The 26,117-nt window shown below is 44.4% G+C and carries 28 protein-coding genes and 1 tRNA gene; 17 read left to right on the top strand and 12 right to left on the bottom strand.

The window, feature by feature from the left end:
• The first annotated feature begins 48 nt into the window (after nucleotides 1-48).
• On the top strand, nucleotides 49-1,059 hold the full coding sequence (locus VPNCDNU1_RS09045) for a DNA cytosine methyltransferase (protein ID WP_104400042.1): 1,011 nt from the start codon (nucleotides 49-51) through the stop codon (nucleotides 1,057-1,059).
• Between the two features lie 115 nt (nucleotides 1,060-1,174).
• Here the strand turns inward: VPNCDNU1_RS09045 and VPNCDNU1_RS09040 are convergent, their stop codons facing one another.
• Together VPNCDNU1_RS09040 and VPNCDNU1_RS09035 are read right to left on the bottom strand one after the other, a co-directional pair.
• The gene (locus VPNCDNU1_RS09040; protein WP_104400041.1) at nucleotides 1,175-1,990 is read right to left on the bottom strand and encodes a hypothetical protein; all 816 of its coding nucleotides are present in this window, start codon (nucleotides 1,988-1,990) and stop codon (nucleotides 1,175-1,177) included.
• A gap of 366 nt (nucleotides 1,991-2,356) precedes the next feature.
• Nucleotides 2,357-2,441: transfer RNA gene (locus VPNCDNU1_RS09035), tRNA-Leu, on the bottom strand.
• Between the two features lie 193 nt (nucleotides 2,442-2,634).
• Here VPNCDNU1_RS09035 and VPNCDNU1_RS09030 point away from each other — a divergent pair.
• Nucleotides 2,635-3,105 (top strand): RDD family protein, encoded by a 471-nt coding sequence (locus VPNCDNU1_RS09030; protein WP_104400040.1) that lies wholly within the window; start codon nucleotides 2,635-2,637, stop codon nucleotides 3,103-3,105.
• A gap of 68 nt (nucleotides 3,106-3,173) precedes the next feature.
• Here the strand turns inward: VPNCDNU1_RS09030 and lptG are convergent, their stop codons facing one another.
• Together lptG and lptF are read right to left on the bottom strand one after the other, a co-directional pair.
• Nucleotides 3,174-4,244, bottom strand: coding sequence for an LPS export ABC transporter permease LptG (gene lptG, locus VPNCDNU1_RS09025; RefSeq protein WP_104400039.1), 1,071 nt, complete (start codon nucleotides 4,242-4,244; stop codon nucleotides 3,174-3,176).
• A 3-nt stretch (nucleotides 4,245-4,247) separates the two neighbouring features.
• Nucleotides 4,248-5,345, bottom strand: a complete 1,098-nt coding sequence (lptF, locus tag VPNCDNU1_RS09020) for an LPS export ABC transporter permease LptF (protein ID WP_104400038.1) — start codon at nucleotides 5,343-5,345, stop codon at nucleotides 4,248-4,250.
• A 191-nt stretch (nucleotides 5,346-5,536) separates the two neighbouring features.
• Between lptF and pepA the strand changes: the two genes are divergently transcribed.
• The 3 genes from pepA to VPNCDNU1_RS09005 all read left to right on the top strand — a co-directional run bounded on the left by pepA (nucleotide 5,537) and on the right by VPNCDNU1_RS09005 (nucleotide 10,610).
• Nucleotides 5,537-7,048: a leucyl aminopeptidase gene (pepA, locus tag VPNCDNU1_RS09015; RefSeq protein ID WP_101113382.1), complete on the top strand. Its 1,512-nt coding sequence runs from the start codon at nucleotides 5,537-5,539 to the stop codon at nucleotides 7,046-7,048.
• A 132-nt stretch (nucleotides 7,049-7,180) separates the two neighbouring features.
• Nucleotides 7,181-7,630, top strand: a complete 450-nt coding sequence (locus VPNCDNU1_RS09010) for a DNA polymerase III subunit chi (RefSeq protein WP_104400037.1) — start codon at nucleotides 7,181-7,183, stop codon at nucleotides 7,628-7,630.
• Between the two features lie 106 nt (nucleotides 7,631-7,736).
• On the top strand, nucleotides 7,737-10,610 hold the full coding sequence (locus tag VPNCDNU1_RS09005) for a valine--tRNA ligase (protein WP_104400036.1): 2,874 nt from the start codon (nucleotides 7,737-7,739) through the stop codon (nucleotides 10,608-10,610).
• A gap of 134 nt (nucleotides 10,611-10,744) precedes the next feature.
• Here the strand turns inward: VPNCDNU1_RS09005 and VPNCDNU1_RS09000 are convergent, their stop codons facing one another.
• The 8 genes from VPNCDNU1_RS09000 to mlaF all read right to left on the bottom strand — a co-directional run bounded on the left by VPNCDNU1_RS09000 (nucleotide 10,745) and on the right by mlaF (nucleotide 16,263).
• Entirely contained in the window at nucleotides 10,745-11,476 is a 732-nt protein-coding gene (locus VPNCDNU1_RS09000) for a 1-acylglycerol-3-phosphate O-acyltransferase (RefSeq protein ID WP_104400035.1), read from the bottom strand.
• A gap of 135 nt (nucleotides 11,477-11,611) precedes the next feature.
• Nucleotides 11,612-12,874 carry a UDP-N-acetylglucosamine 1-carboxyvinyltransferase gene (gene murA / locus VPNCDNU1_RS08995; protein WP_104400034.1) on the bottom strand — a complete coding sequence of 421 codons (1,263 nt, stop codon included), beginning with the start codon at nucleotides 12,872-12,874 and terminating at the stop codon, nucleotides 11,612-11,614.
• 9 nt (nucleotides 12,875-12,883) lie between these two features.
• The gene (gene ibaG, locus VPNCDNU1_RS08990; protein WP_101113377.1) at nucleotides 12,884-13,138 is read right to left on the bottom strand and encodes a BolA family iron metabolism protein IbaG; all 255 of its coding nucleotides are present in this window, start codon (nucleotides 13,136-13,138) and stop codon (nucleotides 12,884-12,886) included.
• Between the two features lie 12 nt (nucleotides 13,139-13,150).
• The gene (locus tag VPNCDNU1_RS08985; protein WP_104400033.1) at nucleotides 13,151-13,510 is read right to left on the bottom strand and encodes an STAS domain-containing protein; all 360 of its coding nucleotides are present in this window, start codon (nucleotides 13,508-13,510) and stop codon (nucleotides 13,151-13,153) included.
• Nucleotides 13,510-14,169 carry a phospholipid-binding protein MlaC gene (mlaC, locus tag VPNCDNU1_RS08980; protein ID WP_104400032.1) on the bottom strand — a complete coding sequence of 220 codons (660 nt, stop codon included), beginning with the start codon at nucleotides 14,167-14,169 and terminating at the stop codon, nucleotides 13,510-13,512. Before mlaC ends, VPNCDNU1_RS08985 begins: the two co-directional genes overlap by 1 nt.
• Nucleotides 14,169-14,660 carry an outer membrane lipid asymmetry maintenance protein MlaD gene (mlaD, locus tag VPNCDNU1_RS08975; RefSeq protein WP_104400031.1) on the bottom strand — a complete coding sequence of 164 codons (492 nt, stop codon included), beginning with the start codon at nucleotides 14,658-14,660 and terminating at the stop codon, nucleotides 14,169-14,171. The genes mlaC and mlaD overlap by 1 nt, the downstream gene beginning before the upstream one ends.
• A 2-nt stretch (nucleotides 14,661-14,662) precedes the next feature.
• Nucleotides 14,663-15,451 (bottom strand): lipid asymmetry maintenance ABC transporter permease subunit MlaE, encoded by a 789-nt coding sequence (gene mlaE / locus VPNCDNU1_RS08970; protein ID WP_104400030.1) that lies wholly within the window; start codon nucleotides 15,449-15,451, stop codon nucleotides 14,663-14,665.
• Nucleotides 15,448-16,263 carry a phospholipid ABC transporter ATP-binding protein MlaF gene (gene mlaF / locus VPNCDNU1_RS08965; RefSeq protein WP_104400029.1) on the bottom strand — a complete coding sequence of 272 codons (816 nt, stop codon included), beginning with the start codon at nucleotides 16,261-16,263 and terminating at the stop codon, nucleotides 15,448-15,450. Before mlaF ends, mlaE begins: the two co-directional genes overlap by 4 nt.
• Before the next feature lie 256 nt (nucleotides 16,264-16,519).
• Here mlaF and VPNCDNU1_RS08960 point away from each other — a divergent pair, with 256 nt between their 5' ends.
• The 12 genes from VPNCDNU1_RS08960 (at nucleotide 16,520) to mgtE (ending at nucleotide 25,790) form a co-directional block, all read left to right on the top strand.
• Nucleotides 16,520-17,485 (top strand): calcium/sodium antiporter, encoded by a 966-nt coding sequence (locus VPNCDNU1_RS08960; protein WP_104400028.1) that lies wholly within the window; start codon nucleotides 16,520-16,522, stop codon nucleotides 17,483-17,485.
• A gap of 26 nt (nucleotides 17,486-17,511) precedes the next feature.
• On the top strand, nucleotides 17,512-18,483 hold the full coding sequence (gene kdsD, locus VPNCDNU1_RS08955; RefSeq protein ID WP_104400027.1) for an arabinose-5-phosphate isomerase KdsD: 972 nt from the start codon (nucleotides 17,512-17,514) through the stop codon (nucleotides 18,481-18,483).
• A gap of 8 nt (nucleotides 18,484-18,491) precedes the next feature.
• Complete coding sequence (gene kdsC, locus VPNCDNU1_RS08950) at nucleotides 18,492-19,040, top strand: 3-deoxy-manno-octulosonate-8-phosphatase KdsC (RefSeq protein ID WP_104400026.1); 549 nt, start codon at nucleotides 18,492-18,494, stop codon at nucleotides 19,038-19,040.
• A complete protein-coding gene (gene lptC, locus VPNCDNU1_RS08945; RefSeq protein ID WP_104400025.1) occupies nucleotides 19,037-19,600 on the top strand; it encodes an LPS export ABC transporter periplasmic protein LptC in 564 nt (187 codons plus the stop codon). The genes kdsC and lptC overlap by 4 nt, the downstream gene beginning before the upstream one ends.
• Nucleotides 19,581-20,078: a lipopolysaccharide transport periplasmic protein LptA gene (gene lptA / locus VPNCDNU1_RS08940; RefSeq protein ID WP_104400024.1), complete on the top strand. Its 498-nt coding sequence runs from the start codon at nucleotides 19,581-19,583 to the stop codon at nucleotides 20,076-20,078. The genes lptC and lptA overlap by 20 nt, the downstream gene beginning before the upstream one ends.
• Before the next feature lie 5 nt (nucleotides 20,079-20,083).
• Nucleotides 20,084-20,809, top strand: a complete 726-nt coding sequence (lptB, locus tag VPNCDNU1_RS08935; protein ID WP_101113366.1) for an LPS export ABC transporter ATP-binding protein — start codon at nucleotides 20,084-20,086, stop codon at nucleotides 20,807-20,809.
• 61 nt (nucleotides 20,810-20,870) lie between these two features.
• On the top strand, nucleotides 20,871-22,343 hold the full coding sequence (locus VPNCDNU1_RS08930; protein WP_104400023.1) for an RNA polymerase factor sigma-54: 1,473 nt from the start codon (nucleotides 20,871-20,873) through the stop codon (nucleotides 22,341-22,343).
• A gap of 23 nt (nucleotides 22,344-22,366) precedes the next feature.
• A complete protein-coding gene (gene hpf, locus VPNCDNU1_RS08925) occupies nucleotides 22,367-22,654 on the top strand; it encodes a ribosome hibernation promoting factor (protein ID WP_101113364.1) in 288 nt (95 codons plus the stop codon).
• A gap of 1 nt (nucleotide 22,655) precedes the next feature.
• Nucleotides 22,656-23,099: a PTS IIA-like nitrogen regulatory protein PtsN gene (gene ptsN, locus VPNCDNU1_RS08920; protein ID WP_101113363.1), complete on the top strand. Its 444-nt coding sequence runs from the start codon at nucleotides 22,656-22,658 to the stop codon at nucleotides 23,097-23,099.
• Between the two features lie 2 nt (nucleotides 23,100-23,101).
• The gene (gene rapZ / locus VPNCDNU1_RS08915) at nucleotides 23,102-23,995 is read left to right on the top strand and encodes an RNase adapter RapZ (RefSeq protein WP_104400022.1); all 894 of its coding nucleotides are present in this window, start codon (nucleotides 23,102-23,104) and stop codon (nucleotides 23,993-23,995) included.
• Between the two features lie 29 nt (nucleotides 23,996-24,024).
• Nucleotides 24,025-24,297, top strand: a complete 273-nt coding sequence (locus VPNCDNU1_RS08910) for an HPr family phosphocarrier protein (protein ID WP_101113361.1) — start codon at nucleotides 24,025-24,027, stop codon at nucleotides 24,295-24,297.
• Between the two features lie 134 nt (nucleotides 24,298-24,431).
• On the top strand, nucleotides 24,432-25,790 hold the full coding sequence (gene mgtE, locus VPNCDNU1_RS08905; protein ID WP_104400021.1) for a magnesium transporter: 1,359 nt from the start codon (nucleotides 24,432-24,434) through the stop codon (nucleotides 25,788-25,790).
• Nucleotides 25,791-26,117 lie beyond the last annotated feature (327 nt).

Raw genomic sequence — 26,117 nt, 5'->3', positions numbered from 1 at the left:
AGTAAAATGCTTTAATCTTGTCATAACCGATACCAAACGAGTGCATCAATGAAATTAACGGTCGCTTCTTTTTTCAGTGGAGCTGGTGGCTTAGATCTTGGCTTTGAAAAAGCGGGATTCCACATCCCTTTCGCCAATGAGTACGATAAGCAAATCTGGGATACGTACGAGCATAATCACCCATCCACTGAGCTGGATCGTCGAAGTATCGTTAATATTGAAAGCGAAGAAGTACCAGACTGCGATGGCATAATTGGTGGTCCACCATGCCAAAGCTGGAGTGAAGCGGGCAGCAAGCGTGGAATAGACGATCACCGCGGGCAGTTGTTCTACGAGTTCATTCGTATTCTTACCGATAAAAGGCCGAAATTTTTTCTAGCAGAAAACGTGAGTGGGATGCTGGCGCCAAGGCATAAACAAGCACTCGAAAACATAAAAGAAACGTTCCGAGAAGCAGGGTACGATCTTCATTTTAAGTTGATGAATGCTGCAGAATACGATGTTCCCCAGGATAGAAAGCGAGTGATATTCATCGGCTTTCGCTCCGATCTCAATATCGATTATCATTTTCCTGAACCACACGAATATAAGCCAAGTTTAAAAGATTGCCTGAAAGATATAGACGGATTAGCCGTCCCTGCTATAGCAAAGTCCAAGCCTAATCCAGAGGTTGCAATTCCTAATCATGAATACATGACGGGAGGCTTTTCAAGCATGTTTATGAGTCGAAACCGAGTACGTACTTGGGATGAGCCCTCATTTACGATTCAAGCGGGTGGACGCCATGCACCGTTGCATCCTAGTGCACCGAAAATGCAGAAAGTCGAAACCGACAAATTTGTCTTTGTGGATGGGCACGAATATCGCCGTTTAAGTGTTCGAGAATGCGCTCGAATCCAAGGTTTTCCGGACAGCTTTGAATTTATTTACAAGGATCTTGGGGCGGGCTACAAAATGATTGGCAATGCCGTGGCGGTGAATTTTGCTGCGGCCATTGCTGAAAGCATTAAAGGTGCGCTGGCTAAAGCAGGAGCGATTGGTAAATCTCAAGCTACGTAATCATGACATTCGTTTACTTTTCGTTGTCTAACTGTTCTTGCTAGATCCCGCTCCTTTGGTGCCGCCTAAACAAAAACCTCAGTTTCTTGCCGAATACTGAGGTTTTTTTCGGTGGTTATTTCTTGGTGGGAATGTCGATATTATAGGTTCTCAAATTTTGGATTAGGCGGTTGTGGTTTAGACCATTCGGCAAAACGATCTCGAAGGTGCCAAGTCTCGTTAGATCTTTAAGGGTTTCGACTTTTGTCATCTTACTTAAGCGCTTTGTTGGTCGAAATTGAGTATAAGTACACTTCCCTCGGTTACTTCCTTCCGTTTTTGGATTAATTGGACGGTAAACGACTTTAAAATTGCGGCTTAATGTTTGTATTACCTCATTGTTTATCGGTTCAAGTTTTTGTATGAGCTCAAGTAAGTTACTGGGAACTTTATTGTTCACCAATAGGCAGTTAGCAACTGAATTTCCTTTACCTACGCCTGCTACTATCTTCACAATATCCTGATAGTCAAAGACTTGGGTAAACTCTCTAGCTGTTTTTCCTGAACGTTTTCCAAAACAAATACTGACACCAACGAAAAAGGAAGCTGAAGGGCTTTTTACCCATTCTTTTGCCCATTGAGTGCAATCTTTTGTCAGCTTATTAAAAGCTCTAACTCCAAAATCTTCAATGATTCGATTGTGCGAATACCAGTTGCCAAAGTAATGCGCGCTGCTCATCTTTGCTGAAATCTTAATAGGGGAGCCATCCGACAGCTTTATTAGGATATCTGTCTTACCACCAATCGCACCTTGTGCTTGAACGGAGGTGACTTTAGCTCCTGGTTTTACACCGATATCTTTCATCCATGAAGGTAAGTCATTGGGTAGTGTGTCTCCAATGTTTACGCTCGCAGCAACGTCTTTTTCAAATTTATCGGTTTTCTTAGACATGTTTCCCCTACAACCATCATCAGCAATTTTGAAAGATGGGTATTATGCACTTATGTGATTAATACATGTGGATTGTGGCTCAGTTATTGCCATATTTGCGAGTAACTAAAATAATTCAGGTAATTGATAACAAGCTAATTTTCTTGAGCGGGGATAGGTGGGATATTACTCGGTAGCTGTTTGAAGAGAATTCAATGAGTGGGTGTTTTTGAGAGTCTAAAACGACGAAAGATCGTTAAAATTGTGGCTTCTGAATAGTGGTATCGTGAGGCGGATTGATTGGACAGGCATCCCTGACGTCACGCCGAATTTTTTGAGAGTCTAAAACGACAAAAGGTCGCTAAAAATAGCGACCTTTCTAAATAATGGTACCGGTGGGCGGACTTGAACCGCCACGCCCGAAGGCAACGGATTTTGAATCCGTCGTGTATACCAATTTCACCACACCGGCATCTCTGGGCTATTGCCCTTTCGATGATTGGCATTATACGGATGACTTAAGCGGGTGCAAGAGTTAAATCTTTAAAAACCATTCGTTTGGCGATTATTTCAACACAAGTGCTCGTGCTGTGCGCTAAGTCACTTCCAAATTCTGGTACTAGTTTATATTCTGTCGCTTTCCAACGATTACCCATGTGAGAACTATGTCTTTTCAAACGAAACCTGCAGGATTGCTTCGAAGGCTAGGCGCACTGATGTACGACGCCCTTATTATACTCGCCATAGAAATGATGGCTGGGGGGCTAGTAATTGCGATTCTCTTTGCCTTTCACGCGGCAGGTTTGATGAGTTATGGAAGCTATGCCGACGCCAGCGATTTTCTAACCAACCACCCTGTATGGAGTGCTATGTACACGGCGTATCTCGCGGCAGTTTGGATTGGGTTTATTGTATTCTTCTGGACAAAAGCGGGACAGACTTTAGGTATGCGAGCATGGAAGCTACGTGTGCAAAACGAAGATGGTTCATCCATCTCGTTGACTCAAGCGCTCATCCGAGTCGCAACCTCTGGTTTTGGCTTAGCAAACCTTACGGTACCATTTGATCCCAAGAAGCGTGCCTTTCATGACATTTGGGCAAAAACACAAGTGGTTGTTCTGCCGAAAGCAAATTAACTCAAAGCACGTTTGCTCAAAGTAATTTGAAAAGGAGGGTGCCCTCCTTTTCTATTGTTGGGGAGTGCTCACACTTTTCGCCGCATCAATAAAATAGCGATACTCATAAATACGATACTGGGAACCAGTGCACCCACAGGGGCTGGGAGCTTATAGAGTAAACTGACGTTACTGAAGGTTTCGGCAAAAATGTAGAAACCAAATCCCGCAATAACACCAGAAAGAATTCTTGCCCCCATGGTCACGCTTCGAAGTGGACCAAACACAAAGGACATGGCCACAAACATCATGACTCCGACCGATATGGGCTGAGTGGCTTTACGCCAGAAAGCCAAATCATAGCGGCTTGCATCCTGCTCTGAATCTTTTAGGTAGGTTACGTAGCTCCAAAGTTCCGTTAGGGGCAGTTCTTCAGGTTGAACGGTTACAACGGCTAGCTTGTCTGGGGTTAATGTGGTTGTCCAACTTTGCAGTGCAATTTTTTCTTTTGATATTTCAACGTCATTATCAAAGCTGGTTTTTATGACATCTTTTACCTCCCAAGTACGATCTGAGGCGTAGTTGGCTTCCTTTGCAAACATGGTGTGAGCTAATTTCTTATCTTCATCAAAGAACCAAACGTTAACACCTTGCAATTGCTCCCCATTTACTCGCCCTACATAGATGAAGTTACCGCCATCTTTTGCCCATACACCACTTCGTACAGACACGATGTTACCCCCTGATACCGCGAATGTCCGTAATTCTCTCGCCATTTTTTGGGTGGCAGGGGCGCCCCATTCACCAAGCATCATTACAATGACCATGATAGGAATGGCTGTTTTAAGTACCGAGAAACCGATATCTAGCTTAGAGTAACCAGATGCCTGCATGACTACTAATTCGGAACTTGCCGCTAACATTCCAAGACCAATCAGAGCACCCAGTAATACGGCCATCGGAAAAAACAATTCCACATCACGAGGTAGAGCCAACATTACATAATAGAAAGCGAGTAATGCATCGTAGCTGCCTTCGCCGACAGCCCTAAGCTGTTCAACATATTTGATGATGGCGGATAAACCGACCAAAGTCGTCAGAGTTAAAGCGGTGGTCGAGATGATAGTTCGGCCAATGTACCAATCGAGGATCTTAAACACGCTTTACGCCACCTTTCTTCTGAAATTTTCTTTTAACTGTCGCACGAAAGTACTGTCCATACTATTGAGTAATATACCCAAAAGAAGTGTTACACCATTGATTGACCACAGCCCAATTGACGCCGGTAAACTGCCTTCTTCAATGGCTGATTTTCCGGAACTCAGCAGCAGGAAGTAAGTAAGGTAAATGAGTACCGCTGGTGCCATTTTCGCAAAACGACCTTGGCGAGGGTTTACCGCGGAAAGCGGAATAACAATCATTGTAAGCAGGGGAATACAAACGATAAGAGAAATTCGCCATTGAAGTTCGGCTTGAGATCGTTTGTCGTCTGAGTTGATAAGATCAAGCGTTGGCGTGGCCATTAAGCTTAATGAACGTTGCGTAGCCGCTCTTTGTCCTATTAAGGCTTCATACTCTTTGTAATCGGTTATCATATAATCGAGGCGAGTCGGAATGCCTTCGTATCTTTTACCATCATAAAGTGTAAGAACTTGGCGACCATCAGATAGCTCTTGCATCTTTCCTGTGTCTGCAAACATGACACTTGGGCGGATAGAGTCTCTCGGTATTAGCTGAGCTATAAAGACGTTTTTTAACTCTTTATTTTCAATATCATCGACAAAGACGACGGCAGATCCGTCAGGAGAGGCTTGAAATTGCCCTTTTTGCAGCAGGTCGATACTGTTATCTGATTCGATTTCCGAGAATATTTGGGTAATTTGTTGCTGACTCCAAGAGGATAACCACAAAGAGTTAAATGCAGCTAAAGCTCCTGTGATTACCGCTAAGCTCAGTGCCGCTTGAATCAAGAATTTATTCCCGATTCCGGTCGCGTTCATTACGGTAATCTCACTTTCGGCGTACAACCGCCCGAAAGTCAGTAAGATCCCAAGATATAAACTTAAAGGTAGCATTAACATTCCCATAGTGGGCATGTTCAAACCGACCAGCGTTAAGATCAAACGAGCGGGCACATCGCCATCAGAGGCGTTAGACAGTACTCGAATGAATTCTTGGCTAAGAAAGATCAAAAACAGGACTAAAAATACCGCAAATTGAGTCTTGATTGTCTCGCGGATCAAATATCTAACAATAATCACGCTGAAATCACCTATAGAAAACTTGTTTTTTTAATTGAATCACTATAATTTCTCGTTGAATCTTTTATTTTTAAATCTTTGGCTAATTGTTAGTCAACATAATGGGCTTAGCGTTCCAACGTGAATATTTTAAGCTAAGCGACCATTATCTAACATTTAGTTCAGTTTGTCTTCAGGATGTAGGAGTACGCATGGAGTTCAGTGTAAAAAGTGGCAGCCCTGAGAAACAGCGCAGCGCATGTATCGTTGTTGGTGTTTTTGAGCCTCGCCGTCTTTCTCCAGTAGCGGAGCAGCTCGATAAAATTAGTGATGGCTACATCAGTTCACTATTACGACGCGGTGACTTGGAAGGAAAACCAGGGCAGATGCTACTTCTGCATCAAGTACCTGGAGTTTTGTCTGAGCGCGTTCTACTCGTAGGCTGTGGTAAAGAGCGTGAGCTTGGTGAGCGCCAATACAAAGAAATTATTCAGAAAACCATCAGCACACTTAATGAGACAGGCTCAATGGAGGCAGTTTGCTTCCTAACAGAATTGCACGTTAAAGGTAGAGATACTTACTGGAAAGTTCGTCAAGCCGTTGAGTCAACGAAAGATGGCTTGTACACGTTTGATCAATTCAAAAGCACGAAACCAGAAACTCGTCGCCCTTTGCGTAAGCTCGTATTCAACGTACCAACTCGTCGCGAATTGAATTTAGGCGAAAAAGCGATCAGCCATGGTTTAGCCGTCGCGTCAGGCGTGAAAGCGTCGAAAGATCTGGGCAACATGCCGCCAAACGTAGCGAATCCTGCGTATCTTGCATCTCAAGCTCGCCGTTTAGCTGATGAGCATGAAACGGTAACGACCAAGATCATTGGTGAAGAAGAGATGGAAAAGCTGGGTATGACTTCTTACCTAGCTGTTGGTCGTGGTTCTCACAACGAATCTCTTATGTCCATTATGGAATACAAAGGCGCACCAGATCCTGACACCAAGCCAATTGTATTGGTCGGTAAGGGGCTGACGTTTGATTCAGGTGGTATTTCATTGAAGCCGGGCGCAGGCATGGATGAAATGAAGTACGACATGTGTGGTGCTGCATCTGTATTCGGTACGATGAAGGCTCTCGCAAAGTTAAACCTTCCAATTAATGTTGTTGGTATCCTAGCTGGTTGTGAGAACATGCCTGGTAGCAATGCTTACCGTCCTGGCGACATCTTAACGACGATGTCAGGTCAAACGGTTGAAGTATTGAACACCGATGCGGAAGGGCGTTTGGTTCTTTGTGATGCACTAACGTATGTAGAGCGTTTTGAACCAGAATGTGTGGTTGATGTAGCGACGTTGACGGGCGCATGTGTTGTCGCATTGGGCCATCACATTAGCGGCGTAATTTCGAACCATAACCCACTTTCTCATGAATTGATCAATGCTTCTGAGCAAGCTGGTGATCGTGCATGGCGTTTGCCTATGGGTGAAGAGTACCAAGAACAAATTGCTAGCCCGTTTGCTGATATGGCAAATATTGGTGGCAAATCAGCCGGTACGATTACTGCGGGTTGTTTCTTGTCTCGCTTCACTAAGAAATACAACTGGGCGCACCTTGATATAGCAGGTACGGCTTGGCGATCTGGCGGTAAAGACAAAGGCTCGACTGGTCGTCCCGTCTCAATGCTGGTCCAATTCCTTCTGAACCGAAGCGGCCAGGATACTGAAGAGTAAATCTTCAAATTTTAGAAAGGGCCGAAAGGCCCTTTCTTTTTAATTGTATTTAGCTTTTTAACTGCGTTTAGCTTTTTAACAGAAGGTTCCTTTTGAACCACATACCGCGTTTTAAATGAGTTGTGATAGCAAATGGCAACAGCAACATTTTATTTGATCAAAGAAAGTAGCCCTCAGTCTGAAGAGTTGGGGTTTCACAAGTATGTTGTATTTCTTGCTCATCATTTTGCCAAACTGGGTGCGAAAGTGTACGTCAATGCTGAAAACAAAAAGAGTGCAGAAGCGGTTGCAGAACTGCTTTTTCAGGCGGAGCCTGAAACGTTTGTTGCGCATAACTTGGTGGGCGAGGGGCCCAAATCAGGGACGGGGATCGAAATTGGTTACTCAAATGTAAAGCCTGCGTGGAACCGACAGCTCGTTATAAATATGGCGAATGACAAGACAACTTTTGCCCCAACCTTTGGTCAAGTGGTAGACTTCGTTCCCTGCGAAGAAAAAGCTAAGCAACAAGCTCGAGAAAGGTATAAAATTTACCGTCAAGCTGGTTATCAGCTGGAAACTATCGAGATTCAAAACCCTTAGTCAAACCTTATAGTTAAGAGATTTCGCAAGTACTTACTGTACTGAGAGTTCTCAATTATAAAGTTTGACCAAGATTAACCCGTAAACGTATCCATTTAAGAGCACTATGGAAAAGACATATAACCCAACATCTATTGAACAAGCTTTGTATCAAGCTTGGGAAGAGAAAGGCTACTTTAAGCCACACGGTGACACGACCAAAGATTCATACAGCATTATGATCCCACCGCCGAATGTCACGGGTAGCCTGCATATGGGCCACGCATTCCAAGATACCATCATGGATACTTTGATTCGTGCAGAGCGTATGAAGGGGAAAAACACCCTTTGGCAGGTTGGTACTGACCACGCGGGTATCGCAACTCAGATGGTTGTAGAGCGTAAGATCGCTGCTGAAGAAGGCAAAACAAAACACGACTACGGACGTGATGCTTTCATCGACAAAATCTGGGAATGGAAAAATGAATCGGGTGGCACGATCACTCAGCAACTTCGTCGCCTTGGTGCATCTGTAGATTGGGATCGTGAACGCTTCACAATGGATGACGGTTTGTCTGCTGCGACTCAAGAAGTGTTTGTTCGTCTATACGAAGAGGACTTAATCTACCGTGGCAAGCGTCTAGTAAACTGGGATCCTAAATTGCACACTGCAATTTCTGATCTTGAAGTTGAAAACAAAGACAAAAAAGGTTTCATGTGGCACTTCCGTTACCCGCTAGCGAACGGTGCTAAAACTGCTGACGGCAAAGACTACATCGTCGTTGCGACTACTCGTCCAGAAACTATGCTTGGCGATACAGGGGTTGCGGTTAACCCAGAAGATCCACGCTACAAAGATCTTATCGGCAAAGAAATCCTGCTTCCTGTTGTAAATCGTCTTATCCCTATCGTAGGTGATGAACACGCTGACATGGAAAAAGGCACAGGTTGTGTGAAAATTACGCCTGCTCACGATTTTAACGATTACGAAGTGGGTAAGCGAAACAACCTGCCAATGATCAACATCCTAACGTTCAACGCTGATATCCGTGATGCTGCTGAAGTGTTCACTACTAACGGCGAAGAAAGTGATGTGTACTCGACAGAAATCCCAGCTAAGTACCAAGGCATGGAGCGTTTTACTGCTCGTAAAGCTATTGTTGCTGAATTCGAAGAACTTGGTCTTCTAGATGAAATCAAAGATCACGACCTAACGGTCCCTTACGGTGACCGTGGTGGCGTAGTTATCGAACCAATGTTAACCGACCAGTGGTATGTACGTACTGCCCCTCTTGCGGAACCAGCAGTAAAAGCGGTTGAAGATGGTCAGATTCAATTCGTGCCTAAGCAATACGAAAACATGTACTTTGCGTGGATGCGTGACGTACAAGATTGGTGTATCTCTCGTCAACTTTGGTGGGGACATCGCATCCCAGCATGGTACGACAACGACGGTAAAGTTTACGTAGGTCGCACTGAAGAAGAAGTTCGTGAAAAGAACAACCTAGCGCCTGTTGTTGTGCTTAAGCAAGATGACGACGTACTCGATACATGGTTCTCTTCTGCACTTTGGACGTTCGGTACACAAGGCTGGCCGGAAGATACTGAGGCTTTGAAAACGTTCCACCCATCTGAAGTACTGGTATCTGGTTTCGATATTATCTTCTTCTGGGTTGCTCGTATGATCATGATGACCATGCACTTCGTGAAAGACGAAGATGGCAAACCGCAGGTACCGTTCAAAACGGTTTACATGACGGGTCTTATCCGTGATGAGAACGGCGATAAGATGTCTAAGTCGAAAGGTAATGTACTTGATCCTATCGATATGATTGACGGCATCGACTTAGAGTCTTTGGTTGAGAAGCGTTGCGGCAACATGATGCAGCCAAAACTAGCCGCTAAGATTGAAAAGAACACACGTAAAACATTCGAAAACGGTATCGAACCATACGGCACCGATGCTCTGCGTTTCACTCTTGCTGCTATGGCTTCAACAGGTCGTGACATCAACTGGGATATGAAGCGTCTAGAAGGTTACCGTAACTTCTGTAACAAGCTATGGAACGCAAGCCGTTATGTACTGATGAATACAGAAGAGCACGACTGTGGCATGCCACTGTCTGTTGAAGATCGTGTAAACATGGAATTCTCTCTAGCAGACAAGTGGATTGAATCTCAGTTTGAAGTGGCTGCGAAAGAGTTTAATGCTCATTTAGACAACTATCGTCTAGACATGGCTGCTAACACGCTTTACGAATTCATCTGGAACCAATTCTGTGACTGGTACTTAGAGCTAACTAAGCCTGTGCTTTGGAAAGGGACTGAAGCTCAACAACAAGCGACTCGTTACACGCTGATCACCGTTCTAGAGAAGACGTTACGTCTTGCTCATCCAGTGCTTCCTTACATCACAGAATCTATCTGGCAGAGCGTTAAGCCGCTAGTAGAGGGTGTTGAGGGCGAGACTATCATGACTCAAGCGCTTCCTCAGTTTAACGAAGATAATTTCAATGCGGAGATCGTCGAAGATATTGAGTGGGTGAAGACGTTTATCACCGCTATTCGTAACCTACGTGCGGAATACGACATTGCACCTAGCAAAGGTCTAGAAGTAATGATCAAAGTTGCAAACGAGAAAGACGCTGAGCGTATCGAAGCGAACAAGGTAGTTCTGAACTCTCTTGCGAAGCTAGAGAGCCTGACTGTACTTGCAGACGGTGCTGAAACTCCAGCATGTGCGACTAAACTGGTTGGCAAGTCTGAGTTGATGATCCCAATGGCAGGTCTTATTGACAAAGACGCAGAACTTGCTCGTCTTGATAAAGAAGTGAAAAAAACGCACGGCGAAATCAAGCGCATCGAAGGCAAGCTAGGTAACGAAGGTTTTGTTGCTAAAGCGCCAGAAGCGGTTATTGCGAAAGAGCGGGAAAAACTTGAAGGCTACCAAGACACTTTGGTGAAGCTTGAAGAGCAAAAAGCAACGATTGCTGCGCTTTAAAGTGAAACCCCTTTTCCTGCTTAGGTAAAGGGAATGGAAATTAAAAAATCCGGTTATCTTTGATAACCGGATTTTTTTCATTCGAATAGCCGTTTGCAGCTTCAGTATCTAAAAGAACAACTCGACTTAATCGATTATTTTTGGCTATTTAGTTGCTCTACTTCTGCGTCTAACTCTTCAAGCTTTTGCTTCATCTGTTCACGGCATAAATTCGCCAATTCACGGACATTCTCTTTGCCATAACCGTCAATACTGATTGGCGGCAGCATTTCAACAATGACATGACCATTGTTCCAGCGATTAAGCTTAAATTTACCTTCTGTAGTACTGCATACAATTGGAATGATTGGCACTTGAGCCCCAACGGCGGCATGAAAAGCGCCTGTTTTGAACGGAAGTAAACCTCTGCCACGAGAGCGTGTACCTTCAGGGAACATCCATACCGATATGTCACGACCTTTGATTTTTGCTACGACTTGTTCAATCGTACCCATGGCTTTGCTGCGATTGGCGCGATCAATTAGGATGTTGCCAGTGATCCAATAAAGTTGGCCAAACAATGGCATATAGGCAAGGCTTTTCTTTCCAACGGTGACCACATTTGGTGTCACGGCAGAAGAAACAGTAAAAATATCCCAGTTATTTTGGTGATTGGCAATGTAAATATGCTGACCACGCTTATAGGCATCTTCTGGGATCCTGAGATCCAATTTAATGCCGAATACTCTGGACATGCGCCCGAAGTAACGGCCAAAAGTAAAGACGTGTTTTGGGTTTCTTGGGCTCAATAGGCAATAGCCACACCCAAATACAAACATCAGAATGGCGAATATTGCCACTGCGATGAGACGCAATAAAGCGATCATAAAATTCTCTTTGATAGTTATTCAGCTTACGTTTGAACGATACGATCGGAAAATAAACGGAAGCGGGGTAATACGCAACAAAAAAGCCGAAACCTGAGATAGACAGTTTCCGGCTTTTAGATTCAAAGCTAGAGTTTAACCAGACTCTCTGAATCGCTCAATGTTAGCACCAAGTGCAGACAATTTGTTTTCGATTTTTTCGTAACCACGATCGATGTGGTAGATGCGATCAACAACGGTTTCGCCCTCAGCAATACATCCGGCAATCACGAGGCTTGCAGAAGCACGCAGGTCGGTTGCCATAACTTGAGCTCCACTCAACCCATCGGTATCGCCACAAATTACCGTGTTGCCTTCGATCTCAGCTTTTGCTCCCATACGCATCAGTTCTGGTACGTGCATGAACCGATTTTCAAAAATGGTTTCAGTAATGACCCCACTTCCTTTTGCCATCATGTTTAACAGCGTAAATTGAGCCTGCATATCGGTTGGGAAGCCAGGGTGAGGCGCTGTACGAATGGATACCGCTTTCAAGTCGCGACCTGTCATATCTAAGCTGATCCAATCTTCACCCGTTTCCACCAAAGCACCAGCCTCTTCTAGCTTCGCAAGAGCAGCTTCAAGTAATGATGCGCTGGTGTTTTTACATAGGATCTTACCGCCAGACACTGCTGCTGCGACAAGGAAAGTACCTGTCTCAATGCGATCAGGTACGACGGAATGTTTACCACCGCCCAAACGTTCAACGCCTTCGATAGTAATGGTGTCTGTACCAGCCCCCGAGATTTTAGCACCAAGTGTGTTTAAGAATGCTGCAGTATCAACAATTTCAGGTTCACGCGCTGCGTTATCTAAAACGGTTTTACCTTCTGCTAGAGTGGCTGCACACATAACGGTAATGGTTGCGCCGACACTGACTTTATCCATCACGACGTGAGCACCTTTAAGGCGTCCATCGACCTCGGCTTTTACATACCCTTCTTCAAGGGTAATAGTGGCACCAAGTTGTTCAAGGCCATAAATATGAAGATCAACAGGTCGTGCACCAATCGCGCAGCCGCCAGGAAGCGAAACCTGACCTTGACCAAATCGAGCAACCAGAGGACCTAATGCCCAAATAGAAGCGCGCATGGTTTTTACTAAATCATAAGGCGCACAGTATTGGTCAATAGAGCGACCATCCACATGCACAGAACCATTACGCTCTACTTGAGCGCCTAAACGCTTCAGTAATTCCATTGTAGTATCAATGTCACGCAACTTAGGTACATTGGTTACTTCAACAGGTTCTTCTGCAAGAATGGAAGCAAATAAAATCGGTAGGGCGGCGTTTTTAGCACCAGAGATTGAGACCTCACCAGTTAGAGGACCCGAACGTTTAACTCGAAACTTTTCCATCAATCAACCTTAAAGAGACATCAGTTTCTTATCGCGTTCCCATTCTTCCGGCGTGTAAGCCTTAATCGAAACTGCATGAATATCGTTTCTTTGAATGTATTCCATCAGCGGAGCGTAGATGAGCTGCTGTTTTTTTACACGGTTCATTCCATCAAAACTTGGGTCTACAGCGATCACTTCGTAGTGGCTGCCTTCCCCTTTTACGTGTAACTCTTCTAGATTAAGAGCTTGATCTAAAATGTTTTTTACTTCAACGCTGTCCACGGTAGATCCTATTTAAACTTCAATGTGATTGCGTTCACCCGATGATTCAAGCTGAGACTTTTGTGCGGTTTCAGTTTCGGGGAATAGCATTGCTTCGACATTACTCAGTTGACACAAAGTGCGCAGCTGGTCAGGCACGAAACTGAGCATTATATGACAGTTTTGCTTTTTTGCATGCTCTATTAAGTGAATCAGCATCACCATACCAGCGGAATCGACGCGTTTCACTTCACTCATGTCAATATTTAGTTGAGTCGTGTCAGTTTTTCGTTTCTTCAAAAATTGCCACAAACTAGGGACACTTTCACGATCCAAGTCCCCAGAAAGTTGGCTCTGAGTCGGGGCGACTTGCAGCCACTGAGGATGACTCATTATTTTTTGTCCTTGAATTGAATTGGTCTCGCTGCCAATTCTTGCAAATCTTTGCTGACCTCTAAGAGCCCATCTTTTCGAATCTTGCTGTTCCATTCTGACTGCTTGCTGGAGAGCAGGCTTACCCCTTCAGCGACCATATCAAACGCCGCCCATTCTCCGCTCTTTTTATCTTTTCTCAATTTAAAATCGAGCTTAATGTTTGGGTTTGGGTTATCGATGATTTCTACTCGAATAGAGATGATGCGGCTTTTAGGATCGAGTGGTCGTGCTGGGGCAAATTCTATCGATTGATCGGTGTACTGTGTCAGCACTTGGGCATAAGACGTCACAAGGTACGCACGAAAAGCTTCAACAAAAACTTTAACGTCTTCTTTCTTGGATTTCTTTAAGTTCGGTCCAAGCAGTTTCAAAGCCGCGTAGCGATTGTTGACAAAAGGCATTAGCTCTTCTTCAACCACGACTTTTAGCGTGTCAGGGTCGGATTTGATTTGATTTTGCTCGTTTTTCAGGCGAGAGAACGTCTTGTCCGCGACTTGTCGCATCATGTCGTATGGCTTGGTGGCATCAATAGTTTGTGCCGTACTAGTCTGTACAATGCTGACAAACGAAAGAGCGCTTAGCGTTGTTGCTAGTGCCCATTTTTTAAACCATTTCATTACGGTTCCTCCGAATTTTCTGAGTCACCACCGACGCGATACAAGACCTGTCCAATGAGATCTTCGAGTACCAGTGCTGACTTCGTATCCTCTATATAGTCGCCATCCTGCAACATGTCGATGTCTTCATCAATAAAACCGGGTACCAACCCGATATATTGCTCACCAATTAAGCCTGAAGTGAGGATTTGTGCGCTAGATGTTTCTGGGAATTCGCCATATTGCTTATCAATAGTGAGCGTAATGACGGGTAAGTAGCTTTCAATATCTAAAGTGATGTCCGATACACGTCCAACAACAACACCACCAATTTTAACTGGTGAGCGGAGTTTTAAACTGCCGATGTTATCGAACTGGGCCTTCAGCTGATAGGTTTCCCCTGAGCCAAAATTTTTTACATCGGCGACTTTTAGAATCATAACAAGAATGGCAATCACACTCGCGATGACAAAGCTTCCTACTAATAATTCCAGTTTACGAGTTTGTTGCATCTTTAGTTCCCAAACATAAGTGCTGTAAGGACGAAATCGAGGCCCAGAACAGCCAGTGATGAGTGCACCACTGTTTTAGTTGTAGCACGACTGATCCCTTCAGATGTGGGAATCGCATCGTATCCGTTAAAAAGTGCTATCCATGTAACCGTTAAAGCAAAGACGGCACTTTTAATTAAACTGTTACCAATATCTTGCCCTAGTTCTACTGAGGACTGCATCGAAGCCCAAAAGCTTCCGTGGTCGATGCCTTTCCAGTCAACACCGACAAGTTGACCGCCCCAAATACCGACAGCCATGAAAATCATTGCAAGAAGCGGCATTGAAATGACGCCAGCCCAAAAACGAGGGGCGATGACTCTTCTCAGTGGGTCAACAGCCATCATTTCCATACTGGATAATTGCTCGGTGGCTTTCATTAAACCGATTTCAGCCGTTAAAGCAGAGCCTGCTCGCCCTGCAAATAACAGCGCAGTCACCACTGGACCTAACTCGCGTAGAAGTGAAAGAGCCACCATCTGACCTAATGCCCCTTCGGCACCAAAGTCGACAAGAACAACATACCCTTGCAGGCTGATGACCATGCCGATGAACAACCCAGATAGCACGATGATGACCATAGACTGCACGCCAACACTGTAGAGTTGCTTTATCAGCAACGGAAAGTGTTTGATTGGTTGAGGTTTGGCAATCAGAGCGCCAAAAAGCATGAGTGTCGCCCGTCCCCAAGCTCGGCAAATAGACAGCGTGCTGTGCCCAATACTGGTGATGAAATTCAGCAAGGTGTTCATTGAGCACTTCCCGATATATTGAAAAGATCTTGAGTCAGGTCTTCTGCTGGAAATTGGAATGGGACGGGACCGTCTGCCATTCCTGTCAGGAATTGCTGTACATTTTGATCTGGATTCGCCATCAATTCCTCAGGTGTTCCGCTCGCAATGATTTTGCCGTTGGCAAGAATGTAAGCATGATCTGCAATACTCATGACCTCCGGTACATCGTGAGACACGACAATTGAAGTGAGGTTCAGCGCTTGGTTTAAATTCTGAATGAGCTTCACCAACACGCCCATGGTGATTGGATCTTGTCCGACAAATGGTTCGTCATACATAATGAGCTCGGGGTCTAGGGCGATAGCTCTTGCTAAAGCCGCTCTGCGAGCCATACCACCGGAAAGTTCGCTGGGCATTAATTCTGCGGCACCTCGTAACCCTACGGCTTCAAGTTTGAGTAAAACGATACTACGAATGAGCTCTTCACTAAGTTCAGTATGTTCTCTTAGAGGATACGCAACATTTTCGAAGACATTGATATCAGTAAAGAGTGCGCCAGATTGAAAAAGCATGCTCATTTTCTTACGCGCTTCGTACAGTGCATGTCGAGAAAGGCGAGGAATATTATCGCCATCAAAGATGACATCGCCATTATCAGGGTGAATTTGTCCCCCGATCAGGCGGAGTAAGGTGGTTTTTCCGATACCAGAAGGCCCCATGATGGCAGTAATTTTTCCTTTGGGAACAGATAGGGTGACATCATCAAAGATTTTTCTTGTTCCACGATAGAAAGTCAGGTTTTGAATGGTGACTAAATCCGCTGTCGACATAAAGTTCTTCTAATATGCTGCTAGTTGAGCTGAGGTGAATTGGCAATGATAAGCACTAAACGCGTTGAATTCAAAGTAAAGCTACCGAATATGACCTTAATTTAACCCAAAACTCAAACCGAACATCCTTTCTTAATACCGTTAGTCTGTCGCGAATCCTTGTTTCTTTTTACTATAATGGCTTCCATTTTGAGTCACGAACCGTCAAAATTAGCGGCTACTTGTCTTTCTACTCAGTTAATTTAAAGGGAACATCATGCTTGAAGCCGTTGCGTTGCTTGTCGTAGGCTTAACTTTGCTCGTCTGGAGCGCAGATAAATTGGTCTTAGGAGCTGCGGCTCTTGCCCGAAATTTTGGTATCTCGCCATTGGTAATCGGTATGACCATTTTAGCAATGGGCTCCTCAGCACCAGAGATGATGGTTTCTGCTACCGCTGCTCTAGACGGAAAGACGGACACAGCGGTAGGAAATGTCTTGGGTTCAAACATCGCTAACATCGCTCTTATTTTGGGTATTACCGCGCTTATTAAGCCTTTATCTATCAGTTCTGTTGTTGTTCGACGCGAACTTCCTCTTATGATCGTCGTCACCGTAGTGGCGGGCGCATTGATGTTCGATAACTTCCTTGGTTTCTACGAAGGTATTTTGTTGTTTGTTCTTTTTGCTGCTTTCATTCTTGCAATGCTACGAATTAGCCAAAAAGAAAAACAAAATGGCGATGCATTCGTTGAAGATCAAGAATCTGAAATCCCTGAGGGTATGCCAAATTCTAAAGCGGTGATGTGGGCGGTTATCGGTCTTATTCTACTACCACTATCAGCGGATATCTTGGTGGATAACGCTGTTATCATTGCAAAATACTTTGGTATGAGTGATTTAGTTATTGGGTTGACCATTATTGCGATTGGTACAAGTTTGCCTGAATTAGCCGCCTCTTTAGCAGGTGTAATGAAGGGCGAAGATGACATGGCTGTAGGGAATATCATCGGTTCCAACGTTTTCAATATCCTTGCCGTAATGGGTATTCCGGGAATTTTAAATCCATCTATTCTTAATGAGCATGCAATGGGACGTGACTTTTGGGTCATGCTTGCCGTTTCGTTATTACTCGTCGTAATGGCACTGGGTAAATCACGAAGCGTCAACCGCATTGAAGGGGGCATTCTGTTCACTATTTTTGCGGTTTACCAAGGTTATCTTTTTTATAATGTAGCTGCTTAGTCTATTTCTTCTTCAGGAGCCTATCCATGTCGAATACATTCGATTTCTGTAGTGCCGCGAGAAAAGTCTTGGAAATTGAAATCCAAGGGCTGTCTCAGCTTGAGAAGTATTTTGATGCTTCTTTTGTCCAAGCTTGTGAGGCAATCCTTGCAGCCAAAGGCAAAATTGTGGTCATGGGTATGGGTAAGTCCGGTCATATTGGAAAAAAGATAGCGGCGACGTTGGCAAGTACTGGTACTTCTGCTTTTTTTGTTCATCCTGGAGAGGCGAGTCATGGCGACTTAGGCATGGTGGAAAATGGCGACATCGTGCTGGCAATCTCGAATTCTGGTGAGTCCTCAGAAATCTTAGCGCTTTACCCCGTTTTAAAGCGCAGAGGTATCGGTATTATCGGAATGACAGGCAAGCCGTCTTCGAATATGGCAACACAGGCTGATATCCACTTGTGCATTCATGTTCCAGAGGAAGCCTGCAGTTTAGGGCTCGCCCCTACAACAAGTACGACAGCAACATTGGTGATGGGGGATGCATTAGCGGTGTCACTCCTCCAAGCTAGAGGCTTTACCGCTGATGATTTTGCGCTATCTCACCCCGGCGGTGCCTTAGGGCGTAAACTTCTCTTGAAGCTCGCCGATATCATGCAAATTGGCGATGCGCTTCCCAAGGTGTCACCAGAAGCGTCAGTAAAAGATGCGTTATTAGAGATATCTCAAAAAGGTTTGGGGATGACGGCGGTTGTGGATTCAAGCGATCAGGTCCTTGGTATCTTTACAGACGGTGATCTACGTCGTCTTCTTGATAAAAAAGTCGATATTCATACCGCATCTATAGGTTCTGTTATGACAGAGAACCCTATGATGGCTTCACCGGACATGTTAGCGGTAGAAGCGGTGAATATGATGCAAGCACGGAGCATAACCAGTTTATTGTTGTCTGAGAATAATACGCTTGTTGGTGCCCTCAATATCCATCACCTTTTGAAAGCCGGAGTTATGTAGTGAGTCAGATGATTTCAACGATTTATGGCGATGTTAACCACGATGTATTTAACATAGCAAAGAACCTAAAATTACTGATTTGCGATGTGGATGGCGTGTTTTCTGATGGTCTGGTGTATATGGGGAATCAGGGAGAGGAGCTGAAAACGTTCCATACAAGAGACGGTTACGGCATCAAAGCTCTGATGAGTGCTGGTGTTGAAATTGCGATTATTACAGGTAGGCAATCTAAGATAGTCGAGAACCGGATGACCGCCTTAGGCATTTCCCTGATCTATCAAGGGCAGGATAACAAGTTAAAAGCTTATGCTGATATTTGTGAAAAACTAAATATCGCACCAGAACAGACTGGGTACATCGGCGATGATCTGATTGACTGGCCGGTTATGGAACAGGTTGGGTTAAAAGTGTGTGTGGCAGACGGTCATCCACTGTTGGTGAAAAGAGCCAATTACGTGACGAACATTAAAGGTGGCCACGGTGCTGTGCGCGAAGTATGCGATCTTGTATTGGAAGCACGTGGCGATTTAGATAGTCACAAAGGTTTGAGTATATGACGCTTCCTCGTCCTATATACCTTGTTCTTATTTTTATATCTTGCTGGTGTGTGTATTATCTATACGGTAAAAGTGAACCAGAATTACTTCAGGTGAAGCCAGATATCGAGCTCCCTGCATTTTCTGGGAAAGACTTGCTCAACACCAGTTACACCGAAGGTGGTATAAGAAATTTTGATATCCGCTCTAGCCATTTGGATCACTTTGCAAAAAGCGGCGATACCATTTTTGAGCAGCTAGAACTGAGTGTTTTTCGTGAAGGCCACGCGAAAGAGTGGAGAGTAACTGCAGACAAAGGTATTTTGGATGATGACAACGTACTCACCTTGACGGGTAACGTGCTCGCAAAGAATCTCAACCCAGAAGCGGGACTTGATACTATAACAACAGAAAAGCTCATCATTGAGTTGATCAGTAAAGATTTTAATACCGACGAGCCCGTAGCGCTCGTTGGTCCGACATTTATTTCAAATGGGAATGCGATGGTGGGCAATTTTGGCGACAACACCGCAACCCTATTAAAACAAGTGCAAAGTAAATATGAGACGAAGACTCCTTAGCTTAATTTCTTGCTTAGTTTTATCTGCTCCTGTCTGGGCATTAAGCACAGATTCAGAGCAGCCTATCTATATAGACTCTGACAGCCAAGCGCTGGACATGATCAGCAACAAAGTCACCTTTGTTGGTGATGTGGTTCTGAAACAAGGCAGCATCAATATCACAGCAGACAAAGTGATTGTGATTCGAAATTCCGAAGATGAGAGTATCGAGCAAATAGAGGCATTTGGTAAGACTGCAGTCTTTACTCAGCTGACAGATGATGGCAAAACGTTACATGGTGAAGCCAACATTTTGCTCTATCAAGTCCGTAAAGACTTGTTGACGATGACTGAGAATGCTGTGCTGTCTCAAGATGATAGTGTGATTAAAGGTCCACTTATTAAATACTTGATTACGCCTCAAAAACTGATTGCCGATGGTAAAAAAGGTAAGCGTGTATCGACTGTCCTACAACCCACTCAGACGAAGAAACAGTAATTTAGATGGCAATCTTAAAAGCGGAAAATCTGGCGAAGAGCTATAAAAAACGAAAAGTAGTCACTGATGTCAGCTTAGAGGTAAAATCAGGTCAAATAGTAGGGTTATTGGGACCAAATGGTGCTGGTAAAACGACATCGTTTTATATGATCGTTGGATTGGTCGGTCGTGATGAAGGTCGTATCTCTATCGATGATCAAGATATCAGTATATTGCCTATGCACTCGCGCTCGAGACTTGGTATTGGGTACTTGCCTCAAGAAGCGTCTATCTTCCGAAAATTGTCGGTGGAAGACAATATTATGGCCGTGCTGGAGACTCGTAAGGAACTCTCGCGTGAGCAGCGCCAAGACAGGCTTGAAGACTTACTGGATGAATTCCACATTCAGCATATCCGCAAAAGCAATGGTATGGCACTTTCTGGTGGTGAAAGACGCCGAGTAGAGATTGCCCGAGCGTTGGCAGCAAATCCAAAATTTATTTTGCTGGATGAGCCGTTTGCAGGGGTAGACCCCATTTCAGTCATTGATATCAAAAAGATCATTGAGCACCTGCGAGACAGGGGGTTGGGTGTGTTGATTACCGATCACAATGTTCGTGAAACCCTTGATGTGTGTGAGCGTGCGTATATTGTGAGCCAAGGGCATTTGATCGCGGAAGGAACACCGGAACAGGTTCTCAATAATGAACAGGTAAAACGGGTTTATCTGGGTGAGCAATTCCGTCTATGATTAAATAGAGGATACCAATTGGCACATCCTTCCCGAATTAGAAAGATAAGAAAAGGACTACATGAAACCCTCATTACAATTAAAGCTAGGTCAGCAACTGGCGATGACGCCTCAGTTACAACAAGCGATTCGTTTGTTGCAACTGTCAACGTTGGACTTGCAGCAGGAGATTCAAGAAGCCTTGGAGTCAAACCCACTTTTAGATGTGGATGAAGGCAATGAAGAAAACTCCGCCAATGAAGAAGCTGCCAAAGAAGCTAGCACTAATGAGAAAGAGTCCAACGAAGAAATTACTGTAGAACCAGAATTAAGTGACAGTTCGGATTTGATTGAAAAGTCCGAAATCAGCAACGATTTAGAAATCGACACAACATGGGAAGACGTTTACAGCGCAAATACGGGCAACACAGGTATTGCACTAGACGATGACCTTCCTGTCTATCAGGGTGAGACCACCCAAAGTCTTCAAGACTACCTGACTTGGCAACTCGACCTAACCCCATTCACCGACACCGATAGAACCATTGCAATGGCCATCATTGATGCGGTTGATAATTATGGTTATCTCACCATCGATACCCAAGATATTTTGGAAAGTATGGGGAACGAAGAAGTCGAGTTGGATGAGGTCGAAGCCGTTCTCAAACGCATCCAGCAGTTTGATCCACTTGGTGTTGCATCCCGAAATCTACAAGAATGCCTTTTATTGCAATTGGCGACGTTTCCTGAAGATACGCCTTGGTTATCTCAGGCTAAATCATTACTTGAAAATCACATCGATCATTTGGGCAATCGTGATTACAAGTTAATCATCAAGGAAACGAAGCTAAAAGAGTCGGACTTACGCGATGTATTGTCATTGATTCAACAGTTAGATCCTCGCCCTGGCAGCAGTGTAACACCGGATGAAACGGAATACGTTATTCCCGATGTCTCTGTATTTAAAGAACATGGTCAATGGCGAGTGTCCATTAATCCAGACAGTGTACCAAAGCTCAAAGTGAACCAACAATACGCTGCGTTAGGTAAGGGAAACAGTTCAGACAGTCAGTTCATAAAAACCAATTTACAAGAAGCAAAATGGCTGATTAAGAGCTTAGAAAGTAGAAACGAGACATTGCTCAAAGTTGCACGTTGCATTGTTGAGCATCAGCATGATTTCTTCGAATATGGTGAGGAAGCGATGAAACCGATGGTGCTAAACGATATAGCACTGGCGGTGGATATGCATGAATCGACCATTTCAAGGGTCACCACTCAAAAGTATATGCACACTCCGCGTGGTATTTTTGAACTGAAATATTTCTTTTCTAGTCACGTCAGTACCGATAACGGTGGAGAGTGTTCGTCAACGGCAATTCGCGCATTAATTAAAAAGCTGGTGGCTGCGGAAAATATCGCTAAGCCTCTCAGTGACAGCAAGATTGCCGCTTTGTTAGCTGACCAAGGGATACAAGTTGCGAGGCGAACGATCGCAAAATACAGAGAGTCCCTCGGCATTGCGCCATCCAGTCAGCGTAAACGCCTACTCTAGGCCTACAGTAAGAAGGAAAGTCTATGCAAATCAATATCCAAGGGCACCACGTTGATCTTACCGATTCAATGCAAGACTACGTTCAATCCAAGTTCCAAAAGCTAGAGCGATTCTTCGATCACATCAATCAAGTTCAAGTAGTACTGCGTGTTGAAAAGTTGAATCAAATCGCAGAAGCTACACTTCATGTCAACCAGGGAGACATTCATGCGACTTCGACAAACGAAAGCATGTATGCTGCCATTGACTCTTTAGTCGATAAATTAGTTCGACAACTCAATAAGCACAAAGAAAAGCTAAGTAGCCACTAACATGCAATTAAGCGAAGTACTTGCATTGGACTGCACAAAAAGTGCAGTCCAATGTACAAGCAAAAAACGAGCACTGGAAATTATCAGTGAAGTTGCCGCCACACACACGGGGCAAAACTCTACAGAGCTGTTCGAATGCATGCTCAACAGAGAAAAAATGGGCAGTACCGGAATCGGAAATGGTATTGCTATTCCACATGGTCGTATGATGGACAGTGACCAAGCTGTCGCAGTTCTACTGCAATGTCAGGCGCCGATTGAATTCGATGCCATAGATAACCGTCCAGTGGATTTACTTTTTGCATTGTTGGTGCCCGATGCTCAATGTAAAACTCACCTGAAAACCTTATCCGCAATGGCTGAACGCTTAAACGATAAGTCCACCCTCAAATCTCTTCGTAATGCTCAGTCCGATCAAGAGCTTTACGACATCATAACGCAATAGTCATGACGAACTCTTCTCAGCCATCAGACAAAAAACGCTTGATTGTCATCAGTGGTCAATCCGGGGCCGGAAAGAGTGTAGCGCTTCGGGTTTTAGAAGATCTCGGTTATTACTGTGTTGATAATTTGCCTGTTTCACTGTTAGAAAACTTTGTACAGTCCATTCAAGGCGGCCAACAAAACGTAGCCGTAAGTATCGACATTAGAAACCTTCCTCAAGATCCTGCTTTGGTTACGACGACGTTGACCAAACTTAAATCCGAACTTGATGTGAATGTTCTGTTTTTAGATGCCGATGAAAACACCCTACTAAAACGTTACAGCGAAACTCGCCGAATCCATCCATTGTCGATGAGACCGAAAGAAAAGCTTTCACTTGAACAAGCTATTCGGTTAGAGAAAGGGCTATTGTTGAATCTCAAAGAATATGCCGATCTGGTGTTAGACAGCAGTAATCAATCACTGCACGATTTGAGCGAAACGGTACGCCAGCGAGTTGAAGGTAGGGAAAGCAAAGAGCTTGTGATGGTGTTTGAATCTTTTGGATTCAAATATGGACTACCCAACGATGCGGATTACGTATTTGATGTCCGTTTTTTGCCTAACCCGCATTGGGAACCTGAATTGCGTCCGCAAACTGGGTTAGATGCTCCCATAAAAGCCTTTTTAGAAAATCACAATTCAGTGTTAGAGCTAAAAGAGCAGATACAAACCTTTATCGAGCATTGGCTGCCACTACTGCAAAAAAACAATCGCAGTTATCTAACTGTGGCGATCGGGTGTACAGGCGGTAAACATCGCTCGGTGTATATAACGCAACAACTTGGTGAGCATTTTACGAAGCAAGGTCATCAAGTACAGATTCGTCATACAAGCTTGGAAAAGCACCACAAATAATTATTGGACTAAGAGAGTAAAAATTGGCAATGGAATGCTGTAGAACTGTTTTTATTCAAAATCGCCTCGGTTTGCACGCTCGTGCAGCCATCAAACTTGTTGAACTCGCCCAAAGCTTCAATGCCGATATCAGTGTCAGTAACGGTGAAAAAACCGTGGTTGCTGAAAGCGTTATGGGGCTACTTATGTTGGAATCTTCTCAGGGACAAAGTGTTACCATTTCTGCTGTTGGTGAAGATGCCGAACAAGCTTTAAGCGCTGTTTGTGACCTGATTGAGCATCGTTTCGACGAAGAAGAGTGATTTTTCGCCTCTTTCACATATTTCTCGCCTCTTTCACATATTGTTCGTCATCTCCTTCTCGCTGAACCTAGCATCTTCAGGTAGTTTGGGTATACTCAACATATTGTAAACGAATGTAAAAATAGGGGACGAGAATGGCTGAGCAGTTAGAAATTGACCAAACTCATCAAACCCTACAAGAAGTAAGCGATGCGTTAGATAGCGGTCGATTTGTCCATGTTCGCCGTATGCTCCAAGACATGGAGCCGGAAGACATCGCCCACCTCCTGCAAGCTTCTCCTCGTAAAAGTCGTGATGTGCTTTGGCAACTCACGGATCCTGAAGATTACGGTGAAATCCTTGATGAGCTTTCTGAAGATGTGAAAGATAGCCTAGTGTCCAAAATGGCACCAGAAAGGCTGGCTGAAGCAACGGAAGGGCTTGAAACGGATGATGTAGCCTATGTACTTCGAAGTCTTCCTGATGATCTCTCCCGTGAAGTTCTATCCCAGATGGATACTGCGGATCGGCATCGAATCGAAACTGCGTTGGCGTATGATGAAGACACCGCCGGTAGTTTAATGAGTACCGACGTTATCACTATTCGTAGTGATGTCGAAGTCGATGTTGTTTTACGCTATTTGCGCATCAAAGGTGAGTTACCTGAAGCGACAGATGCACTGTATGTGATTGACGAAACCAGCAAGTTAACAGGGTATTTGCACCTAACAACCTTACTGACTTCTCAGCCAGACGTGCAAATCAGTGAAATCATGGAAGACGCAGACGAAGCGATTTCCGTCAATGCCAGCGATAGCGATGTTGCGAGTTTGTTTGAGCGGAGAAATTGGGTTTCCGCCCCAGTGGTTGATGAAGACAATCATTTGGTCGGTCGAATTACCATTGATGATGTTGTTGACGTAATCCGTGAAGACGCCGAGCACTCCATGATGAGCCTAGCGGGTTTGGACGATGAGGAGGATACCTTCGCACCTGTTGTTAAATCGGCTCGTAAGCGGAGCATTTGGCTTGGGGCGAACGTGTTAGCCGCGTTAACGGCAGCTTCAGTTTCTAACCTTTTTGAAGCCACTCTACAGGAAATGGCAGCAATAGCCGTATTGATGACCATTGTCCCTTCCATGGGGGGAGTCGCCGGTAATCAAACGGTTGCGTTGGTGATCCGTGGTTTGGCGCTAGGACACATTGGTGATACCAATAAGCGCGAATTGCTACTCAAAGAAGCGGCAATCGGCTTTCTAAATGGCTTGCTTTGGGCTTTGATCATTGGTGGAATTGTTGTTGTTTGGAAAGATGATTGGCTGCTTGGCGGTGTGATTTCTGCTGCAATGATGACGAACCTATTGGTAGCAGGAATAGCCGGTGTGAGTATTCCTATATTTTTGAAAAAGAGAAATATTGACCCGGCTTTAGCTGGAGGAATGGCATTAACCACGGTAACTGATGTTGTAGGGCTTATGGTCTTCTTAGGGCTTGCGACCTTGTTTATCGTTTAACTATTTATACTCAAATTATGTATTTTCAAACTACCTACAGATGGAGGTTGTTTGAGAACGGTCTTCAAAAATCATCGCGCTTGCTGTTTCAGCAAGCGCGATTTTTGTTTTTATTAGGGTCTGTTGACCTTTCGCGGTTAAATTTTGTTCGAGATAAAAGCGTTTTAATCGCGGCGAGAGGTTTTTCGCCTAGTCATTCTAAGCAAATACCTCTCAACAAAGAGTAAAACGCTTTTAGCCGAACCCTTTGAGCAGCGTTTGTGGTTTCTTTCTACTGTGTTACCGCTTATTGATGTAGAGCGACTACACCGAATAAGCGCTGCCTTG

It is taken from the genome of Vibrio penaeicida, assembly GCF_002933855.1.
Lineage (GTDB): Bacteria > Pseudomonadota > Gammaproteobacteria > Enterobacterales > Vibrionaceae > Vibrio > Vibrio penaeicida_A.
This window is presented reverse-complemented; position numbering and strand designations above follow the sequence as displayed.